The 21183-nt window shown below is 38.0% G+C and carries 18 protein-coding genes; 8 read left to right on the top strand and 10 right to left on the bottom strand.

Annotated features, from left to right (window positions below):
• Positions 1-152: 152 nt before the first annotated feature.
• The 6 genes from AC625_RS05620 to AC625_RS05595 all read left to right on the top strand — a co-directional run bounded on the left by AC625_RS05620 (position 153) and on the right by AC625_RS05595 (position 2518).
• The gene (locus tag AC625_RS05620) at positions 153-374 is read left to right on the top strand and encodes a spore germination protein (RefSeq protein WP_049680385.1); all 222 of its coding nucleotides are present in this window, start codon (positions 153-155) and stop codon (positions 372-374) included.
• Between the two features lie 24 nt (positions 375-398).
• Positions 399-629, top strand: coding sequence for a spore germination protein GerPB (locus tag AC625_RS05615; RefSeq protein WP_049680384.1), 231 nt, complete (start codon positions 399-401; stop codon positions 627-629).
• A gap of 261 nt (positions 630-890) precedes the next feature.
• Complete coding sequence (gene gerPC, locus AC625_RS05610; protein WP_049680383.1) at positions 891-1505, top strand: spore germination protein GerPC; 615 nt, start codon at positions 891-893, stop codon at positions 1503-1505.
• Positions 1495-1677: a spore gernimation protein GerPD gene (locus AC625_RS05605; RefSeq protein ID WP_049680382.1), complete on the top strand. Its 183-nt coding sequence runs from the start codon at positions 1495-1497 to the stop codon at positions 1675-1677. Before gerPC ends, AC625_RS05605 begins: the two co-directional genes overlap by 11 nt.
• Positions 1678-1681: 4 nt before the next feature.
• Entirely contained in the window at positions 1682-2125 is a 444-nt protein-coding gene (locus AC625_RS05600) for a spore germination protein GerPE (RefSeq protein WP_049680381.1), read from the top strand.
• Positions 2126-2299: 174 nt separating this feature from the next.
• Positions 2300-2518, top strand: a complete 219-nt coding sequence (locus AC625_RS05595; protein ID WP_049680380.1) for a spore germination protein — start codon at positions 2300-2302, stop codon at positions 2516-2518.
• 133 nt (positions 2519-2651) lie between these two features.
• Here AC625_RS05595 and addA read toward each other — a convergent pair whose 3' ends face one another.
• From addA to AC625_RS05580, 3 genes are all read right to left on the bottom strand, one after another.
• Positions 2652-6419: a helicase-exonuclease AddAB subunit AddA gene (gene addA / locus AC625_RS05590; protein WP_049680379.1), complete on the bottom strand. Its 3768-nt coding sequence runs from the start codon at positions 6417-6419 to the stop codon at positions 2652-2654.
• A complete protein-coding gene (gene addB / locus AC625_RS05585; RefSeq protein WP_049680378.1) occupies positions 6412-9912 on the bottom strand; it encodes a helicase-exonuclease AddAB subunit AddB in 3501 nt (1166 codons plus the stop codon). Before addB ends, addA begins: the two co-directional genes overlap by 8 nt.
• Positions 9913-10224: 312 nt before the next feature.
• On the bottom strand, positions 10225-10839 hold the full coding sequence (locus AC625_RS05580; RefSeq protein WP_049680377.1) for a TVP38/TMEM64 family protein: 615 nt from the start codon (positions 10837-10839) through the stop codon (positions 10225-10227).
• Between the two features lie 488 nt (positions 10840-11327).
• On the opposite strand from AC625_RS05580, the gene AC625_RS05575 reads away from it, so the two are divergent.
• Positions 11328-11687, top strand: a complete 360-nt coding sequence (locus AC625_RS05575) for a YhjD family protein (protein ID WP_049680376.1) — start codon at positions 11328-11330, stop codon at positions 11685-11687.
• Between the two features lie 71 nt (positions 11688-11758).
• Here AC625_RS05575 and AC625_RS05570 read toward each other — a convergent pair whose 3' ends face one another.
• A complete protein-coding gene (locus AC625_RS05570; protein ID WP_049680375.1) occupies positions 11759-12334 on the bottom strand; it encodes a competence protein ComK in 576 nt (191 codons plus the stop codon).
• 212 nt (positions 12335-12546) lie between these two features.
• Here AC625_RS05570 and AC625_RS05565 point away from each other — a divergent pair, with 212 nt between their 5' ends.
• A complete protein-coding gene (locus AC625_RS05565) occupies positions 12547-12783 on the top strand; it encodes an IDEAL domain-containing protein (RefSeq protein ID WP_049680374.1) in 237 nt (78 codons plus the stop codon).
• A 205-nt stretch (positions 12784-12988) separates the two neighbouring features.
• On the opposite strand, the gene AC625_RS05560 is transcribed toward AC625_RS05565, so the two are convergent.
• The 6 genes from AC625_RS05560 to AC625_RS05535 all read right to left on the bottom strand — a co-directional run bounded on the left by AC625_RS05560 (position 12989) and on the right by AC625_RS05535 (position 21147).
• Positions 12989-13801, bottom strand: a complete 813-nt coding sequence (locus AC625_RS05560; RefSeq protein ID WP_049680373.1) for a YitT family protein — start codon at positions 13799-13801, stop codon at positions 12989-12991.
• Between the two features lie 350 nt (positions 13802-14151).
• Entirely contained in the window at positions 14152-15423 is a 1272-nt protein-coding gene (locus tag AC625_RS05555) for a M48 family metallopeptidase (RefSeq protein WP_049680372.1), read from the bottom strand.
• Positions 15424-15902: 479 nt separating this feature from the next.
• On the bottom strand, positions 15903-16427 hold the full coding sequence (locus tag AC625_RS05550; RefSeq protein WP_049680371.1) for an HD domain-containing protein: 525 nt from the start codon (positions 16425-16427) through the stop codon (positions 15903-15905).
• A gap of 452 nt (positions 16428-16879) precedes the next feature.
• On the bottom strand, positions 16880-17869 hold the full coding sequence (lplA, locus tag AC625_RS05545; RefSeq protein WP_049680370.1) for a lipoate--protein ligase: 990 nt from the start codon (positions 17867-17869) through the stop codon (positions 16880-16882).
• A gap of 31 nt (positions 17870-17900) precedes the next feature.
• Positions 17901-18635, bottom strand: a complete 735-nt coding sequence (locus tag AC625_RS05540; protein WP_049680369.1) for an MBL fold metallo-hydrolase — start codon at positions 18633-18635, stop codon at positions 17901-17903.
• Positions 18636-18951: 316 nt separating this feature from the next.
• Positions 18952-21147, bottom strand: coding sequence for a YhgE/Pip domain-containing protein (locus tag AC625_RS05535; protein ID WP_049680368.1), 2196 nt, complete (start codon positions 21145-21147; stop codon positions 18952-18954).
• Positions 21148-21183: the final 36 nt, after the last annotated feature.

Raw genomic sequence — 21183 nt, 5'->3', positions numbered from 1 at the left:
CGTTGTAGTTTGATAACGGAATATTTCTTTCATCATCATTTTTTCACTACCTACATGAAAGATTTTCTAAAGCACTTATTAGGCGATTGAATCACAACGTTGCACAAATTACATAGTATATGGCAGGGAAATTTTTCAAGGAGGAGTTATTTATGCCCGCCATCGTTGGGGTCGTTCAGGTCATCAGCCTTGGAACAAGCGCCGTTTTCAATATTGGAGATGTGTATAAAGTAACTCCATATTCCACTACGAAAACCTATTCCGGTGCTGGCTCATTTAATACTGGAGATAACATTTCACTATATAACGGGAATAGTACGACAAATACGTATGATTCGGATGTAACTGATCAACCAATCCTATTCAACATTTGAACCGTTTTAGAGAGGGGAATCTTGATGATTTTTAATATTCAGCAAAACATTCACATTCATAGCATTAAAATCACGAGTATTGGGAATTCCTCCGTTTTCCAAATTGGCAGTGCTGGTGTTATTAAACCGCTATCTCAGCTTAGTAATACGGGTGGATTTACTGAGCCTGCACCGCAGTTAGAACTAGAGCCTTCGACGCCCTTAGCAGCGCCTGCTTCAAGCCGTCCGGTCACTCAGCCTTCTCATAGAGATTAGTTGATGAATGTTGTTGCATGAAGGACATGGGGCGGGTCTTCGTGACTTACTAATATAGCCAATCTACTTAGCAAATAGACTTATAATATTGAGAAATATTCCGAAATCTGGCTCCGCACCGCCACCATCGTGATTAGGTGAGTGTAGCGTGTTACATGATTGATCCTTCATGGTAAATGGTGGCGTTTTAACGCTATATTCGTTTTGTATGAAACTTGTAACCCTGTATCATTTGGCGAAAAAAGCGAGGTGATGAGAACGATGAATGACTTCTACTCTTATACCATACAAATGCAGAAATATCTCTCCAGCCAAAATAAGCGTATCGAAAACCTCGAGTCCACGGTTCAATCTTTGTTGGAGCAGTTGGAACAATTAAAAGCGAAACCAACGGTCAATGTTGAACGAATCGAATATAAGTTTGATCAATTAAAAGTGGAAACACTCGAAGGTACTTTGAACATCGGATTAAATCCAAATGATCTTAGCAATATTGAAGAATTAGCAGTCCCTTCATCGAATCCTTCAACTTTTGAGCCGTACATGTTTCCCGCAAGAAATGAACTTATTCAGGACATTCAAAATCACATTCTTACCAATCTTGATACACTGATTACAGATACTGAAAGTGAAATTAACGCCAAGCTTGACCCATCCTATCATGAATTTATTAGAAATGATCTTGAAAAGCAGCTCAAACAGCGAATTGAACAATACCTAAGCCAAACGTCACCAGATCAACGTTCTCCACATCGTCACGAACAAATGAAACAACAAATCATAGAAAAACTCAACACAGATATTCATATTGCGATTCGAAATTTTATTATAGCTTCACACAAACAGTCAGGAGGAAATTCAAATCATGGAATTTAACATTACAAATGGTGAATTATGCGTTGGGCAAATCGAGGTTCGGATCGTAGCCAGTTCTTCTGTATTTCAAATCGGAGATGTGCAAACGATACAACTTTCTTCTGCATTTGATACACCACCCGAAGCATTAATTGTCGGTACTTCATTCCTACCATTAGCACCAAAAGGATAATAAGATGTTTTCTAGAATTTCTAAAGTCGATCGGATTAATATTCAAATTGCTTTATATAGTTCATTCATACAGATTGGGGATTGTCAATTTATTGATAGTGAGAATGATGTATTAGCCATTCAACGCCGTTCAGATGTTATGCACATTCAAGAAAAGGATTTTAAGGATTATCCACTATTCCAATCTTATCCACCCCTTTTGCCTATAGTAGAGCCAGTTGTTATGAATACTAACCATCTTCAACCATTTATCTCTGTAGGAGCTATTAAAATTAGTGCTGTTTCAGCTTCATCCGTAGTAGGTATTGGGAAAACTGATCATATTAGAATGCGTAATCGGGTGATGCATGTTCGCTATATTTCTAAGAATAAAACAGGTGTAAATACTCTACCTGAAGGAACGATTCAGTTCCAAAACGGAGTTCTACCAGTAGACAATGAAAAATAAAAAAATTCCACCATACACTCATCTGAGTCCTTTGATAAGCTAAATACTTAATCACATGATAATCCGAGGGCGGCAAATATTCGTTTATCTTAACTCATTTTTAATTTTCATTGAACAGGTCGATGTGATTTAATTTATAATTGCATACTAAACTTTCTTAAAAGGATGATTTACATGCCAGCTATCGTTGGTCCCGTTCAAGTAACCAGTAATGCTGGGGGAATCGTGCAATTTGGCGACTCGCTTGCCATCTCTCCGAAAAGCTCGTCAAAATCCGTAGCAGGTTCTGGTTCTAGTAACACAGGACTCTTTATTTTTAATGCAAATGGACTAAGTGGAAACAATATTCTTGATTTGGCTGGTGTTGATCAGCCAATTGCTGGGAATAATTAAAATAGGGTCAAAAAAAGGCTGTTTCATAACTAAAAGGTCGGACTCCGCATTATTATATACAGTTCAATTCAGTGGATTAACACTATAAACTGTGTATAGAATGCGAGGTCTGACCCTTCTTGTACTCAGCAAACTATTCTATTTCTAGTAAATATCCACCATCGAAGAAAAATAAATAGCGGTGATTCACCTTTTTCTTTAATATCCCTTCAATTGCACGCGTATACCATTGCAGTTGAATCCGATAACGATCAGCCAATATCTCTCTGGCACCTTCAAACCCATTATGGAAACGATCGGTAATGCCATCTGTTTTATAATCCAATAAAACAAGGCCGTCTTCATCTTCAAAAATACAGTCTATTACCCCTTGAACAAGAACAGTCTCTTCTTCCCCACACCAATGGGAATACGCTTCGCTAGCTGGAACCGCCAATGTAAATGGAACTTCTCTGCGGATCACAGATGCTCTTTGCATCCTTTGGCCTATTTCAGAATCAAAGAACGAGACAATTACCTCGACGTTAACAGCGTTTTTCTGTTCTTCCGTTAACAGCTCCCTTATGATTAGCTCGTTCAGTAATTGCTCAACCGATTCGATAGTTATCGGCTCTTTTACGCTAATATGCTGCATCACAAGATGGGCAATCGTCCCTTTTTCAGCAGGTGTTAATGATTTTTCCTGCATAAAAGCAGGTCGATTAGCTATCGGTCGTTTAAATTTACGCAACAGGTCTGTTGAACTTTGCTCATCTTGAAATTCAAGCTGACGTTTCAACTCTGAAACAGATTGTTTTGAACGGTTTACACTAGCATCTCTTTCACGATATGTCCAAGCAAGTTGAGACATAATTTTATCGTGAAACTCTGACTCTATATCCATTTTTTCAGCGTTTTTAATGTGCTCGAGCCAGCTCTCCCCTTCGTTCACCGTTTCATCTTCCTGCACTTGAAGCTGTTCTCTTTGTACCGTTTGAATGATCCAATGTGATGGATGATTACTGACATCGTCTATATAGTTGAATATCTGACCCGCTCCCTCCAAGAAAGTAGTACTGTGAGGGTGACGAACGAGCGCAGGCCCTATCCAATCCATATAGCTGCGTGCATTTGCACGAACATAGTCCTTTAGCAGCCACTCAGAATCACTTGCATCACCAATCCATTTCGAAGCACTTTTCTCAATATCCTTCAACGTTCCGATTAGATATAACTTTTCTTTAGCTCGAGTCATCGCTACGTATAATACACGCATTTCTTCTGCAATCATTTCAAGCTGTTTCTTTTTCTTGAACGCAATTTGCGGAAGAGAAGGATAGGTAATTCGCAGCTCTGGGTTCACATAGTCACTAGCGAAACCATACTCTTTATCTAGCAAATAAGATTTACGAAGATCCATCATGTTGAATTGTTTGGAAAGCCCCGCAATAAATACGAGCGGAAACTCCAGTCCCTTCGATGAATGGATCGTCATTAAGCGAACCACATCTTCCTGCTCCCCGAGTGCACGAGCCGCCCCAAGATCATCGCCGCGCTCCTGCATTCGATCTATAAATCGCAGAAAGCGGAATAATCCTCTAAACGAGCTTGTTTCATATTGTCTTGCCCGGTCATATAAAGCACGTAAATTCGCCTGACGTTGCTTCCCTCCCGGCATTCCACCAACAAAGTCATAAAATCTTGTTCCACCATAAAGTTGCCATATTAAATCAGACAAAGATACTTGCTGAGCCATTTTCCGCCATTTGGATAAGTTTCGATAAAACAAAGAAACTTTTTCATAAACATCTGGATATTGATCATGATCAGCTTTCCGGTAAAAATCTGCCAACGCATCATAATAGCTGCCTGAATTGAATAGTCTCACCTGTGCAAGTTCTTCTTCATTTAAGCCGACGATTGGCGAGCGTAATACAGATACGAGTGGAATATCTTGCTGTGGATTATCAATCGTCTTCAGCAGTGACAACATAATGGCCACTTCTGTTGCCTCGAAATAACCGCTCGATAAATTTGCATACACTGGAATTCCTTGTTTCTTGAATTCCTCCATAATTTGTGGTGCCCATGGCATAGAACGCAACAGGACGACAATATCTCGATACGTTGCAGAACGATATAATCCTGTTTTACTATCGTAAATTTGCTGTTTTTCAGAAATTGCTTTTTGAATAAGCTTTGCCATCATCCTTGCTTCAAGCTGTGCATTTTCCAATTCATCCGCTTCAAAACCTTCGACATGTTCTCCGTTACTTTCTTCCCCTTTAAAGCTTGCTTCCTCTGAACTAGCACCATCAATTAAATATAACTCAATCGGATATTCAAAATCCTCCGGATAATCTGCTCCTTTTTTCAATTCGGCTTGTTCATCATATTCAATTTCACCAACGAGTACTCCCATCAACCGTTTGAATAAGTAATTGGTTCCATCTAGTACTTCTTTACGGCTTCTGAAATTACGATTCAAATCAATTCGTAATCCTGTTTCATCCCCATCACGAGTAAATCGCTTGTATTTACCAAGAAAAAGATTCGGCTCTGCTAAACGAAAACGATAAATGGATTGCTTGACATCACCTACCATGAACATGTTCCCCGTGTTCTCCCCATCAGCTGTAACCAGTTTCAAAATCGATTCCTGGACAAAGTTGACATCCTGGTACTCATCGACTAACACTTCCTTAAATTGCTGACGGTACTCCAATGCCGCTTGGGATGGCGTGCGGTTATAACCTTCCACTTTTTCCGTTAAAATGGCTAAGCAATAATGCTCTAAATCGGAAAAATCAACGATGTTCTTTTCCGCTTTTGCTATCCTGAACCGCGCATTGAACTGATTGACAAGCACGACCAATGTTTCGACATACTCTTTTAATTCTCGGATGTCTTGCAGATAATGCTCAGGCTTTCGCAAAAATAACTCACCCTTGACTGTTTCAAGAATTTTCTTTGCTTTATTCCGATGCTTTGTAGTCAGCTCAACAAGATCTTTATCGAAGGCATCTCCCGAGCATCTCTTCGCCGTTGTAAACTTCCAAGTTTGCATGCTTTCATACATTTTCTGCCATGATTCTACAGTGGCTTTTTCTAATCGTTCTACAATCATTAAATCATCCAACAGATTCTCGGCTCTTGGCGCGGGACCGCTTGGCAATTTTGTCAACTCAAGCGCCTGCTCCAATAAATCCCGAGCCGATTGAAGCTGCATAGAGATATCAAACTGTAATGAGCCCAAAAATGGCAGATCTTCAATCTCTGCATCGTCGGCAATGTTATACATTGTTGCTGCTTGTTGTAACCATGATTCAGGGTCTGGGTATGATTGGGAAAAATTATGAAGCGAACGAATAATCTGCTGAAGAGCTGCATCATTACGATCACTAGTAAATGCATCCACCAATCTAAAAAAATTCTCATCACTTTGACCATAGTGTTCCTCAAGCAATTCTTCCATCACTTCATCACGAAGCAGTTCCGCTTCTGTAGAATCTGCAATCCGAAATCCAGGATCAATATCTGTTAAATAATAATACTTCCGAATCACTTCTAAACAAAAAGAATGGAGGGTTGAGATTGAAGCACGATTGATTAAACTCAGTTGCTTTCGTAAATGCTGTGATCTTGGGTTATCTGAAATTGATTTCTCCAATGCTTCACCAATTCGATGCTTCATTTCTGCGGCTGAGGCATTCGTAAAGGTAACGACCAATAGTTCATCTACGTTAATTGGATTATTTTCAGATAGAATCTTTTCAATAATACGAGTCACCAGCACAGCTGTTTTCCCCGACCCAGCAGCAGCCGCCACGAGTATATCCTGATCTGTTGCCCAGATCGCTTTCCACTGGTCATCAGTCCATGTAACATGATCAGGTTTTACTGGGATATTCGTCTTACTCATGTGTCGAAACCTCCCTTCTTAATACATTCATTACTTCATCTTGTTTATTTGAAGACAATAATCGATACTCATTATCCTCTGTGGATTGGTCAAATTGGCATACAGACTTAAATGCACAAAACGTACAAGGAATTTTATCCTTAAGTTTATAAGGATTAATCTCTACGTTGCCTTCAACAATTTCATTACCCGCTTCTTGATACAAATGACGGATGTGATTTTGCAAGAGCAAAAACTCTTCCTGACTTGCAATCTTAGATTTAGCCTGCAACGTTCCATCCTTTTTTAAACCGGCTGGAATCATATTTGAGTTGCTTAGAACACCCTGTTCCAATGATTGATCCATTAATTGAACAACGTCTGGATCACCTAAAAGCAGACCTTTCATTTTAAAACTTTTAAATATTTCTTGCTCAAGTTCCGAAAGCCCGACCATCCCCTTGCTTTTTACAACTGGGTTATGGACATGAAAATAAAGTACGCCAGCAGGCAATGCTTCTTTTCCAACCAAAGTATTTGAATGAGTAATCACGATATCTAAATATGTGAGCATCTGCAGGGCTAGTCCGTAATACACTTCACTTAAATTCAAATCCTTCTCACTGGATTTATAATCTAACACTCGTAAATAAACACTATCGTTTTCTTCTGCTTTATCAATCCGGTCAATCCGGCCAACTAGTTCCATCTTTGTTCCATCTTTCAACTCAAATGAAAGTGGTGGTAACTGACCATTTTTCCCAAAGCCTAGCTCTAACCCTACGGGTACAAAGCCACTTTGCTTCGCTTGCTCACTTAGGACAATGGAAGCTCGCCCAATTACCTGTTCTAACTTTCGCTTTAAATAATGGTGTCTGTTACTGCTTAATAAGATTTGGTTTTGTAGCTTCGGTGCGAGCTGTTCAACAGCCTTTCTTGCAAGCATCAAACATTGTTCCTTTGTTAAAGATGACCAGGATATGTTCCGTTCATATAAATAATCCGAGATAATTTTTAACGCGCCATGAAACATTTCACCAATGTCAGGAGCATCCAATCGAAAAATCTTACGCTCTTTTAGTTTTAATCCATGGGCAGCATAATGAGCAAACGCGCAGCTATTGAATAATTCCATCCGAGACACACTGGCTAAAATGTTTTCTCCATAGATTTTTCTACTCGTTTCTGCAGATATTCTTTTCGTCTTGTTTTGATAAAATAAGCTCGACAGCACCCGAACTGCTTCTGGTCTCATCGCTTCATGATCCATATAGGCATTATAAACATCCCACCATACAGGATGAACTGGATAATTCCTTTTTTTAAGCTGGAGCTGCGCTGTTAAATATGACAAAGCCACATCGTAATTCGCAGCATATTCTGCTTGTTCACTTGCATCTAAGTCAGACGGGTCATTCATGAACACCCATTCTTTCACTTTCGGAAGGACATCCTTCACCCGCTTAATATAGGAAGAAGGAAGCAGCGCTTTCCCTTCTTCATCTGCGAGCGGATACGTTAAATACAGTGATTCGGATGGTGTTGTAAAAGCTTTATACGCGACAAACTCTTCATCTAGTAAACGGAGTTTTGAGCTTGGTGCCACCTCAAATCCGTTAGCGGCTAGGTTTTCACGGTCCTGATCTGATAAAATCCCATCCTTTCCAGCCTTACCTGGTAAAACACCTTCATTCAGACCTATGACAAATGCGGTACGAATGTCATCTAGCCTTGATAAGTCAAGGTTTGCAACAAGTACTTGGTCAATTGCTGGTGGAACAAGGGAGAACTTTAATGTTTCAAAACCGCTTTCCATTACAGTTGAGAACTGCTTGAGCGTTATTTTTTCTTCGCTGAGTAATTCTACGAATTGATCAAGCAAATTAACAACCGAATTCCAAGCCTGTTCATGTTCTCTTGCACCGATCAGATCATCTCGCTCTTCTGCTTCAACTTTCAATTTTTCCAACTTTTCTGGAATGTGCAGCTCTTCTAAGTATAAATACAGCGATTCGCACATTTCCTGGCCTGTTTGTGCACGCTTCAAGCGTTTGGACAAACGTAAAATAGCAGTATTAAAAAGTTCCTTCATTTCGTTAAGTTCATCTTCCACTTGCTTTTCCTTATCAGTCTGGCGCCTATCCTCAAGCTCTAATCCTCTTATTCTCCTGTAGGTCCATGGTTCTTTTGAATACCACCTATTCCCTTTTATCCCGCGAGAGAGTACGTAATTTTCCAATCGGTCTACCTTTTCACGCATAATATCGGAATTCAGGTTGATTGGATGTAGAAGTTCTGTTTTTATGGCTCTAAACACCGGTTCATAACGCCAATTCGTGTTCAAAATCTCTAAGGTAGAGCGAATGAGTTCAATTAACGGATGATTCAACATGGTTCTTTTTATATCGATAAAAACAGGAATCTGATAATCCTGAAAAACCGTGTTTATCAGATCATGATAGGATTCGCCGTTTCGGACCAATATTGCAAAATCTCGAAAGCGGTGATTGCCATCGCGAACAAACCGTAAGATTGTCCGAGCAACTCCTTCTACTTCTGCTCTCCGATTCATCGCCTGTACGACTGTAACGCTCGTTGCCCCATTAAACTCTTGCGCTGGCCGTACAGTAAGATTGGCTTCAAGATGTGCCATTCCTGGATTTCCTATAAAACGAGGCGCGCTCTCTAAATGTTCATCATTTTCAACAATAACGCCTATTGCCAGTGCCCCTTGATAAATACTGAAGTAGGTTGAACCGGTCTGCCTGAAAAGATCCAGCCCATCAGGTGGGGATATCCTATACGGCTGATCGAGCGTTAATACTACAGTTACATCTTTACATAGCTTCAATAGTTCTTCTACAATTTGCAGTTCCTGAGGCGTTAAGCTATAGAAACCGTCTAAATAGATTGAAGCTTCTGTTATATAACTTGATTGAGCCAATTTTTCAATCAATAAACGGAAGTAATCCTCTGAATCCAAATACTTGCCCACCAACTCATCTTCAAACGCTTGATAAATTAACTCTAAATCATGTAGTTTATCACGAACGGCATCTGATGACTGTTGTAAGGAACGTTCTCGAAATTCATTGATATCTTTAGGATCAAGACAATAGCGTTTAAACTCAGTCAGCATTTCCTCCATTTGCACGATGAAACCAGGTTTGTCCGCTGAACGACGAAACATTTTTAACTCGTCCTTTTTGTCTTCCATAATCTTGCGGATGAGCATGTTCACTCCAACACTATCAAGATGGCGCCTGTTCCCCCCGCCCGTTTCCTGAAGGATTCGCCACGCTAAACGACTAAAGCTGAAAACCTGCGCTCGTATCATTCCCTCTAGGCCTGGTGTTTTAATTAATTTATTTTCAGACAGAAATGTCATTTGATCCGGAACTAAATAAATAATCGGTTTACCTGCTGGATCTTCCCTAAGCTTTTCACCTATTTCATCTAGCACCTTTGCCGTCTTCCCTGATCCCGATCGTCCTGTAATAAATTTCAGCGCCATGACCTTGCCCCCTTTTTTCTAGATTATATCTTCTATATCATCCATCGTAGTTTCTGATCAAAAAGAGGATGTCTCAAATGGGTCTGACCTCACACTCTACATACCGTTTATCGTGTTATTTACGCGACATATAAACGATATATAGTAGATGTGGGGTCTGACCCTTTCGTTTAGACACCCTCTTTCTTATTATACTCTTAATTCAATATTTTTTCTTGTTCAATGATTGGTAGCGTAGCACACTTTAAACAATTATAGTAAATGGTTAACAGCAAGAATTTCCCCATTATTCAGTTTTCATTTTCTGGAATGCTATTGCCCATTTTCCCTGCTCATGGTTCTATTTAACCTTGTCTCTATTCGTTTCCCAACAAGCCATAAAACAAAGACAATGATGATGACGATTGCCGTGCGTAATGGCTGATGAAACAATGAAGTTATATCATATCCAATAAAACTAATTGTAAAAATCATGACCATCTTCCCACCTAATAATGCAAGTACATATGGCATCGGCCTAATATTCGAAAGACCTGCTACAATATTCACAAGTGCCGCAGGTGTAAACGGAAAACAAAGTAGAAGAAAAAGCGGACCGAATCCGTGTCTCTCAACCCAATTCATAAGTTTATTAATCTGTTTATTTTTTTGAAGATACTTTAATAGTCTCCGGTGACCATACTTGCGAAATAGGAAGAAGACAAGTAGCGATCCCGTAACGGTCCCAACCCATGAATACATAAACCCTAGCCATAGTCCAAAAGCACTCGCATTTGCAAATACTAATATGAAGAGCGGTAGAAAAGGAAGGAATGACTCAATCGTTGGTAAAAAGATTCCTGGCAATGGCCCGAACGAACGATACTGCTCAATTAATCCCAATATATTTTCTAATGTAAACCAATTACGAATATGCTCCAAATCCATTTCAATCTCCTCAATGTACAAAAATCCAACACTTCTTCTCTTACTTTATTTTGTGAAGTAGTCAGCTTATATGTATATCATTTATGCCCTTTTTACCCACTTATAATGTGTTAAACATAGGCATGTCCCAAAGGCCTGACCTTACACTCTGTACACCGTTTATTGTGTAGTTTACATGCTTTTAAACGATATTGACCCTTTCGGTATGGGACACCCTTATGTTTGGTCAATGTGAAACTTCCCAATTATACGCCTACCTTTTAACTAAAATCATAAGCTATTTTTTGAAATAAATAAATAAATGACTTAGGGCTTATCTGAAATTTAGCTTCATTTTCATACTTCCCCCACTTGGCAACTGATAATCATACTTTCACATTTTCATTTAATTTTAACTTGATTAATGATGCATTTTCCATTATCACAACAAAAAGAACAAATGTTTCCAAACAAGTTCCAGATGGGTATTGTCAGTAAGGGGGATGATAATGACTCGAATTCCAGAACACGACCGCAATATCATTGAAAAAGCACTCTATCTTCCTATGGTCGTTACAATTTTCAATCGCGATTTACAAATAATTGAGGGCAGTTCTCTCAAGATGAAGAGGCCTTACTTAGAAATCGTAGAAGCAGCGTTGAAATTAGTTCAATCCGATTTGGTTCAAGTTAAAAAATACTTAGGAAAAGAAAATATTAAGGTTAGTGAGCTAAAAAGAGACCAAGAATTTACAATGTATCGCTTTTTATACAAAAGATATGAAAAGCACCATAATTATTTCAATCCACGATTAAAAAATAAGGTAGAAGAATTATTGCGAAGTTATTTCAAAGAAGTATTTACCTAAATATCCTTTTCACACCTTATCCAAGGAGACATAGAGAAATAGACAGATTCATCACGTCTCCGTTCCTCCGCTTATTCGTCAGTTTTTTCAGTTGAATAATTACGAGGAGTCTCTGAAGCTTCCATATCGTTATGCATTCTGTGCAATCCATAAGCCATCTTTCCTATTTCTTTATTTATTTTACTAACCTTGGACTCAAGCACTGCAGTTCTTTGCATTTGATTCGTGAATGAACCAATTGACATATTTACCTCTAACGTGATGTTGTTGCGAAAATAAACTTGAACCATTCCATTGCCTTTCTTTTTATAATCTATAACATGATGATGCGCAATCCAAATACAATCATCACTTAAGGGTGAGGTCGTTGGAAAAAAGAAAATAGGATTCGTCTGATCAATAATAATTGGCGCTTTATGAGTAACACCAATTAATCGCCTTGTTCCGCTTTTCCTTCCTTCATAGCTGCTTCCGAAGTACTCACAGCTTTGATTGATAATTACCTTAGGCTTGAATGGCGAGATAAATTCATCATTTAATTCAACAACTTGCGAATAGATTTTGCTACCGTATACAATCGGCTTAATGAAACACGTAAATGGGGTAATTTCGTAATTTTCAATTAATGATCGTTTTGATTTTTTCACTTTTCTTTTCCCCTTCCCTGTTAAATCATACGAAATCAATAATATCATAAAAATAGTAATATATACCTATTCGATACATATTTAGAAATTTTGTAACAAATTTACAAAATCTAAACATTTTAGCAATAATTATTTTTTGAAAATTTAAAATTTTTATTGATTTTTCCCCTGATGATTCCATATAATAAAAAAAAGGTCAGGAGTGGATCTTCATGAAAAATGAAAAATTACCTTCAGAATTAGTAAAGTCGTATTTGGCCAATAAGAAAAACCAGGACGCTACACTGCAGGATACATTCATTGAGATGATTATTCACGAATCTATACTTATTAACAAAAGAACACAGCTTGAACAGCAAATCGACCAAGCACTCGATAAGAGGAATAAGCCTTTATTTTTAAAATTAAGTAGCGAAATAAACGAACTGCTAAAAATGTTTGGTACTTAAGAACAAAAGCACAAGCGCCTTGTTCAACCACGAAAACACTCACAGTCCATTTGGATGAGAACGTCCTTTGACTTCTTGAACAACCTCTAAAAAAGAAAAAGGTCTGACCCCACCACACTTCAAACAGTATAAATTACGTGTATAACACGATGAACTGAATGGAGTATGTGCGGTCAGACCCTTATAAAACTTTCACTTTTTTCTTCTACTTCCCTCTGTCAAACATGCCCATTACCTCGGTCGTTTCCGTAATATTAACAAATGCATTCGTATCGATTTCATTAATCATCAATTTAACATCCGTTAACTGATAGCGAGTAATAACTGTCATAAGAACTTTTCGACCCTCCCCTGTATATGCGCCCTCTCCATCCATTACTGTAATCCCTCGATAAAGGTTAGCGAGCAGCTTCTCCTTCATCTCATCACCCTTATTTGTAATGATCATCAATGTTAATTTAATATGGCTCGTATGAATCGTATCGATGACCTTTCCTGTTGCATAAATGGCAACGAGCGTATGAAGAGCCGCATTCCAATCAAACACAAAGCCAGAGATGATAACAACAACGGCATTCATTGCTGAAATTAGCGCTCCCAGTGGAAAGTCTCTCTTCTTAGTAAGCAGCATCGCAATTATGTCAAAGCCGCCCGAAGACCCGGATGCCCGAAAAATAATCCCGATCCCAATCCCCGTAATAACACCACCGAACAGGGATGACAGGATCGCTTCATTTGAGATTGCTTGAATAGGAACCACATACAAAGTAACTGAAAGCACGACGACAGACAAAATTGTATACCCAATAAAACGTTTTCCTAATTTCATAACTCCGAATACTAATAAAGGTAAATTAAGCAGGAAGTTCAAAATTCCGGTATTGAAGGGTGTAATGATTCCAAGCATAATCGCAATCCCGCTAAGTCCGCTACTTAAAATTTGATGGGGAATCAAAAATAAATTATAAGCAACCCCCACAATGATGGAGCCAATTATTATGACCAAAATATTGCGCATAACTACTCTCCCTTTAAACCAGTGACATTTCCTGATCATTTCCAGTCTAAAAACGACTCCTCTGTCTACAGGAATTATTGTTCGGTTTAGATATTCTTTCTACTAATAATTATTATTATAGTAGAAAAATAAAGGAAAAATAATATAATAGTTTTTTCAGATTATAAAGGAAATTTCCTAGGTGATACATGATAAGAAAATCGTAACTTACCATGGGTCACAAAAAATGAATGTGTCTAATATACATTCAAAACTCGAATATGGCAGGTGCATAGTTAGTTAGACACTAAAGCTCATTGCAAAACATATAAATTCTTAATTTACAAAAAAATAAACTGACCGAAGCCAGCTTATTCATTCTGATTACTCGTATCATATTGATCAAGCGTTGATATTCTCTCGAGCATGGAAGGGTGTGTGTAGCGAAACCATTTCACAAGCAAAGGCGGATTTACTTGACTCAATCCAGCTCTTGTTAGCTCCTGAAAGGAACTAATCGCAGCATCTTTATCTTGAGTCATTTCAATCGCATAGCGGTCAGCTCGACTTTCCTGATACCTTGACACATAATTCGATAAAGGACTTGAAGCGAATAACAAAACAGAAGTAATCAATAAAAATAATGGTAATGAACGTATGCTACAAACTTCTGATATGTTCAGAACTTTCCCATAACGCCTGACGAAGTAATTCATCAATTTTGCAGTTAACCACAAACCAACAAGAGTTAAGCCTAAATAACCCGCAATTCCGATATAAATATGCTTCTCTACGTAATGCCCCATCTCGTGCGCCATGATAAAGAGAATTTCTTGATCATTTAACCGACTCAAAGTCGTATCCCATAAAACAATTCGGGAATTGGAACCGATCCCCGTGACATATGCATTCAAAGCATTTGTTTTTTCCGCCATATTCACTTCATATACATGCTCAGAAGGAATATTCGCGTTGTTCGCCATATCTAATATCTTTGTTTCCAATTCCTTGTTTTTAAGTGGATAAAAGTCGTTATAAAGTGGATCGATAACTACTGGTTGAACGAACATGATAAATAACGAAAAAGGAATCGTCAAAAACCAAGCATACAGCCACCACTTCTTCGCACTTTTTTTCATAAGCCAATATAAAACAGAGACAATTAGAATCATTGTTCCGAAATCGACCCAAAATTCAATCACCCCATCCTTCATCCAAGAAGAAAAAGATTGAGTACTGATTCCATAGCTCTTACTTAAGGTGTAGCGATAATAATTAAGCGGGAATACTACAACATAACTCAACAAAGATAACCAAAATAAATAAATAGCATTTTGCGCAATTTTCCACTTGGTTTGCGATAAAGACCACTTTTCAAACCCTCGGGAAATTCCAAATGTTAAAATAAGAAAATAAAATAACCAATCAAATGGCGCCGCCGCAAAAAACAGGAAATTTCTGATTTTCGAATACTCCTCACTCAATACCCATTCCCTTTCACTCAAAAAAACAGCTGGATCAGCAACTGTCCCTTTTAAAGCTTCTGGTATAGTAGATTGGGCTCCGTGAAATATATACACATACATACCCACTATATATAAACCAAATAAAACGATTGCAGTTAAGACCGATTTTCTCACCATGATCCAAACCCCTTTCTCAAAACTTCCTACTTTAAGTGTAGTACATAACGGACAAGTTAGAACCATTCCCTAATCTTGAAATGGTAAGTTTTATGCATATAACATTCATGATTGCAACCGAATCAGAGCATCGACTAAGAAATTCATCCAGTTTAGCAATTACACAGGGAAATTACGAAAAATGAACAACTCTCTTTCCATGTAAATACAATGAGTATTGGGTAGCAACAAAATCATGTTTATCAAATATTCTATACAAAATCGGAACACCGTAAACAACTGTTGTCCCATTATTTCACCAGTTGATTACTAACTTTTCGAAAATAATCGTCACCATGTTGAACAAAATCAAACTGATTTATCATACTACAATATGGCCGCCTCTCCCCATCTTCCACTATAAATGCCCACTACTTATTTCATCGTTTCACTGTTTATTAACGTTTCTTTTTAGTCTTTCAACAAAAATAGCCATCACCCTAGGATGATAGCTGTTTTCTTACTTTTTCAATCATTTCATCAAGACGAATAATACTTTTTTTTGCACGTTCGAAATCAATCTTTCGATAATGATGAAGACCACCTTCTTCTTCATCTTTCTCGTCGGCCCATTTTACAATTTGTTGAAGTGGGGTCCGAATAATATCATTTGTAGGTAAAAATGAATCAGTATGGAATAGAATCGCGAGAGATATGGTTTTAGCTTGGATTGGATTTTCTCCAAGTCGAATAAGTAGCTTATGAGCTCTTTCCGCACCTTTTATTGCATGTATATCATTTTGTTTATAAAGGTCATAATCCCACTTCCCATTTCTATACCATGTAAAATGTCCCATATCGTGAAGCAAACCGGCTTTAGCAGCTATATCAACGTCCACATTCTGCTCTTTGGCCAAGTGGAAGGCATGATATGCAACCGCAATAGCGTGCACTAATCCAGAACGGTTTAAATATTTCTGTGTAATATGATGCTGAAATATATCAAGAAGGGTCACATCTCTCATCCGATTTCTCCTCTCTATCATTTCTTACTTTACGTTGTTCTAGCGTAAAATTTTAAGATTTATCATATCGAATATGAAGAAATTTATCAAGTGAAAATTCCTGCTACTCTTTAAGGGGTATGATAAAAACATGGCCAATTTATTCGATAAATGTTGAATGAAAGATATCCGTTTTTATTTTCATTCCGAATCAGTAAAGTGAATCTTCCTTGATAAACCTCGTGTTGGTGTAGAATTCTCAATTGCAGATTGTACTGTGCGATTCTGATGTACTAGTCTGAAACCTTTTGAAAAAAAAGGTTTCCATTTATATATTCCACCTATATGATTCTTGTGCTTACCAATGAAATTGGATAATCATGGCTATGTATCGAATTCCTCCCAAAGCGTAAAGGAAAAACTAGAAGCCGCCTTATATCAACCTAATGAAATAAAGTGGTTCTAGTTTTTTATCAGTAAATAAGGTTTATAACTTCTTCTTTTGTTACATTACCAAAGTAATGCTTTACATCTACATCTTCTAAGACGCGCTCAATTTCAGTGCGTTCATAGCGAATCCCCGTAAGCTTCTCTTCAATTTCGCTTACATCGCCGACACCAAAGAAATCTCCATATACTTTACAGTTTTCAATTTTCCCTTTATTCACTTCTAAACGAATATCAATTGATCCGACTGGGAAACGATGTGAATGCTGTAAGTTGAACTTCGGTGATTTACCATAGTTCCAATCCCAGTTTTGGTAGCGTTCTTTAGAAAGTTCATTAATTTTTATCCAATCATCTTCCGTTAAAACATACTCAGGAATTATTTCGTTTTCTTCATAAATATATTTAAGAATCAAAGAACGGAATTCTTCAATGGTCATGGGATTTCCAAGGAACTCTGCGATATTGGCTACACGGCTTCTGACCGATTTAATTCCTTTGGATTCGATTTTATCCTTTTTCACTTTTAAACTTGAGACAATATGATCCATCTCGGAATTAAACAAAAGTGTACCATGAGTGAACATACGGCCTCTCGTACTGAATTGGGCGATGCCGGAGATTTTTCTGCCTTCAGCTAGAATATCATTTCTTCCGCTTATTTCTGCGTGAATCCCAAGCTTGCTAAGTGCCTTAACAACGGGCTCAGTAAATTTCTTAAAGTCATGGAAGCTTTGACCGTCATCCTTAGTAATGAAACTAAAGTTTAAGTTCCCAAGGTCATGATACACAGCACCACCTCCAGAAAGTCTCCGAACTACTTTAATTCCATTCTTTTCGACATACTCTGTATTGATCTCTTCAATCGTATTTTGGTTTTTACCAATAATAATGGATGGGCCATTGATGTAAAACAATAAGTACGTTTCATTGATATCAAGATTTTTTAATATGTATTCTTCAATAGCAAGATTCATTTGCGGATCGTTAATCCCTTTATTATCTACAAAGATCATTCGTGCTTCCTCCTTTATATTACCTGAAACATTATAATTGAAATTCCATGCCACTTCTAGCAAGGGCAATTTCTCGTTTAAATACTTCCCCTGCTTCTTTTTTCAATTGCTGTAAATCGCCATAATGAGGCAAGTGAGTAAGCATGAGTAAGTGAGCATCCGCAAGATTCGCAATCATCCCTGCTTCTCTTGCTGTCATATGACCTGCTGATGAGCCATCTGTATGTCCGTAAAAGTTACTTTCACATAATAACACTTTCGCATCTTTTGCAAAAATCGCTAACTCTTCCATATACGAACTATCACCAGTATACACAATGGATTGGCCATCCAGCTCAATTCTTATGGCATAGCAAGGCACAGGATGCTTTGTTCTTAAAAAAGTAAATGTAAATGGTCCAACTAAAAGAGGCTCGTCTTCTTTATAAGCAATCCCCTTTGTGATATCTTTATAGGTTAGCTTCTTAAATTCTTCTTCATCTAATTGATGACCGTAGATGGGGAGTATTTTTTTTGAATTTCCCAAGAATCTTCCAATTAGCAATGCGTGCTGTAGTACACCGATATCTGCAATATGATCCGGATGATAATGGGTTAGTACAACAGCATCTAATTCTTCCGGCTTCATATGGTTTTGAAGCTGAGCCAAAACACCGCTGCCACAATCGAGCAGCACCCTGTAATCTCCATATTCCACAAGATAACCTGAGGATGCTTCATTCTTAGCAGGATAGCCTCCCCAGCAACCTATTACAGTAATTTTCATACTCCAATCTCCTCCTGTGATGATTTTTAAAAGAGAAACGCATGCACTTTGTTCAACCTAAAGGTTAGACCTTAGAGTGGTTAGTCGCTTACACTAGACATCAAAACCCATAAAAAACTTATACTTATATATTAAATATATCGTATTATCCTATTCTTTTCATCTTTTACCTAATAAGATTAAAACCTTTACATGAGGGCTGTCCCATAACGAAAAGGTCTAAACCCCACACCTACTATATACGGTTTAAATGACGTGTAATAACGCAAACAAACCGTGTATATAGTGTGAGGTTAGACCCTTTTGTTTATGCTTTTTATTCTTGAACTACGTCGTTCATTTCTGAGTAGCTTTTTTTATATTTCACTACAAAATAAAGAATGGTAAGCACAAGAAAGCTAACCATGAACGCTAATAGCACCAAGCTATCCGTCCACATTAGACTAAAATTACCACTTGAAATGACTTCCTTAAACCCTCGTACAGAATACGCCATAGGCAATACATGATTTAACCATTGTAGCTGTGACGGGATTAACTCCACTGGGAATGTACCAGCACTTGTTGTCAATTGCAAAATCAAAATGATAACTGCTAAAAAACGTCCTGGGTTATCCATAGTTGTAACTAATAATTGGATCAGAGCCATAAATGTTAAGCTTGTAATGATTGAAAATAAGATGAATAATGGAATACTCTGAACGTCAAGACCTAGAAGAATGATGAGTAATCCAGAAACAAGTATTGCCTGGGTAATCCCAACAGCTGCAATAACACCAAATTTACTAAAGAACCATGTAAATCCATTTTTCGGAATACCGATCGGTTCTCTTAATGGAAAGACAATGGATAGCATTAATGCCCCTACGAATAAACCTAGAGATAAGAAATATGGCGCAATACCTGTTCCATAGTTCGGTACTTTGTTGATCCCTTCTCTATCTACCGTTATTGGCTTAGCAACCATGTTATACGTTTCTTCCGTAGGTTGTAATCCTTCTGATTCATTCGCCGCATTATTTAGTTCATCTTTAAATGTTTGGGAACCTTCTTTAAGATCCGTTGTACCATTAGCAAGTTGCTTTGATCCGTCTACTAATTTTGTGGAACCGTCAGCTAATGCTTTCGAACCTTCCTCTAATTGTCTAACTCCGCTCGTTAAGCTACTAGCTCCTGCTACAAGCTTATCTCCGCCTGCTTTGGCTTCATTCAATTTACTTGAGAACGTCGTTAGTCCAGAACTTAACTGCCTTTGACCACTAAGCAACTGATTTGCTCCTGTTTCTAATTTAGCTCCTCCGTTATTTAGCTCCTGCAAACCGTTTTGAAGAGCCTTTTGTCCTTCGGTTAACCCTGCTAGATTGCTAGAGACAGTTGCTGAACCAGCTGCCAGTTTCCCTGCTGAAGCCGCAATATTCGCGTTACCAGCTTCGAGTGCAGCTGTCCCTTGAGATAATTGTTCTAAAGCCTGTTTAAGTGCAACTTGGTTTTCTTCTGGAAGAGATGCAAGTACTGGAGCTAATTGATTTTGCAGGACGGCTACTCCATTCTTAACGTCCGTCGCTCCCATATAAGCCGAATTCGCTCCATCTTGAAGCTGTTTAAGTCCATCTGTCACTTGATTAGAGCCTTCATTTAGCTTACTTGTACCCGAAATAGCTTCGTCCATTTTCTGCACAATGGTGCTCATTCCTTGATGTGTTTGTTGAATTCCAACTTGTAAGCTTCTTGTTCCATCTTCCGCTTTCTTTGCACCATCCACTAGCTGAGTTTGAGCTTTTGAGAGCTGACCTAACCCATTAGTCAAGGTTTCAACCCCTGCTTGCAGCTCTTTAGTGCCGCTTTCCAATTTATTGGCACCACCAGTAAATTCAACTTGTTTCTCAGCTAATAGCGCTAATTTTTCTTCAAGTGTTTTAGCACCACTATTTAAATCTGCTACACCAGTTAACAGTTTTCCTGCCGCTTCATCAGCCGTTTGGTATCCATCTGCCATTTTTGTTAAGCTGTCGAACATCGTTTTGGCATAGGTTTCGGTCACTTTTTCTTGAAGATTCATTTGAATTTTTTGTATCGCTGTTTCACCGATTTGTGCCGATAAGAAGTTAAAACTTTCATTCGGTACATATTTCAATTCCAGCTTTTTCGGTGTATCATCGAGCAAGGTTGTTGCATTTTTAGAGAAATTTTCAGGAATTTCAACAAGCAAATAATACTTTTGATCTTTTAAATTTTTATATCCTGTTTCATGATCTACAAATTTAAAGTTAAAATCCTTACTTTCCTTTAAATTCTTGACAAATTCTTCACCAATTTCATAGGTTTTACCATCAAGTACTGCGCCCTGATCATTATTAACGATAGCAACGGGTAAATCGTCCAATTGCTCATAGGGATCCCAAAATGCCCATAATAACATACCACCGTACATAATTGGTATAAATAATATAGCTACTATAGAAACAAGCAATTTTCGATTTGTAAAAATAGACTTCCATTCACTTTTCAACATAAACTGCCTCCTTGATTCATAATGACCATTTTGTTT

Source organism: Peribacillus loiseleuriae (assembly GCF_001183985.1).
Classification (GTDB): Bacteria; Bacillota; Bacilli; order Bacillales; family DSM-1321; genus Peribacillus; species Peribacillus loiseleuriae.
Note: the sequence above shows the minus strand (reverse complement) of the source record. Positions and strands in the feature narration are given on the sequence as shown.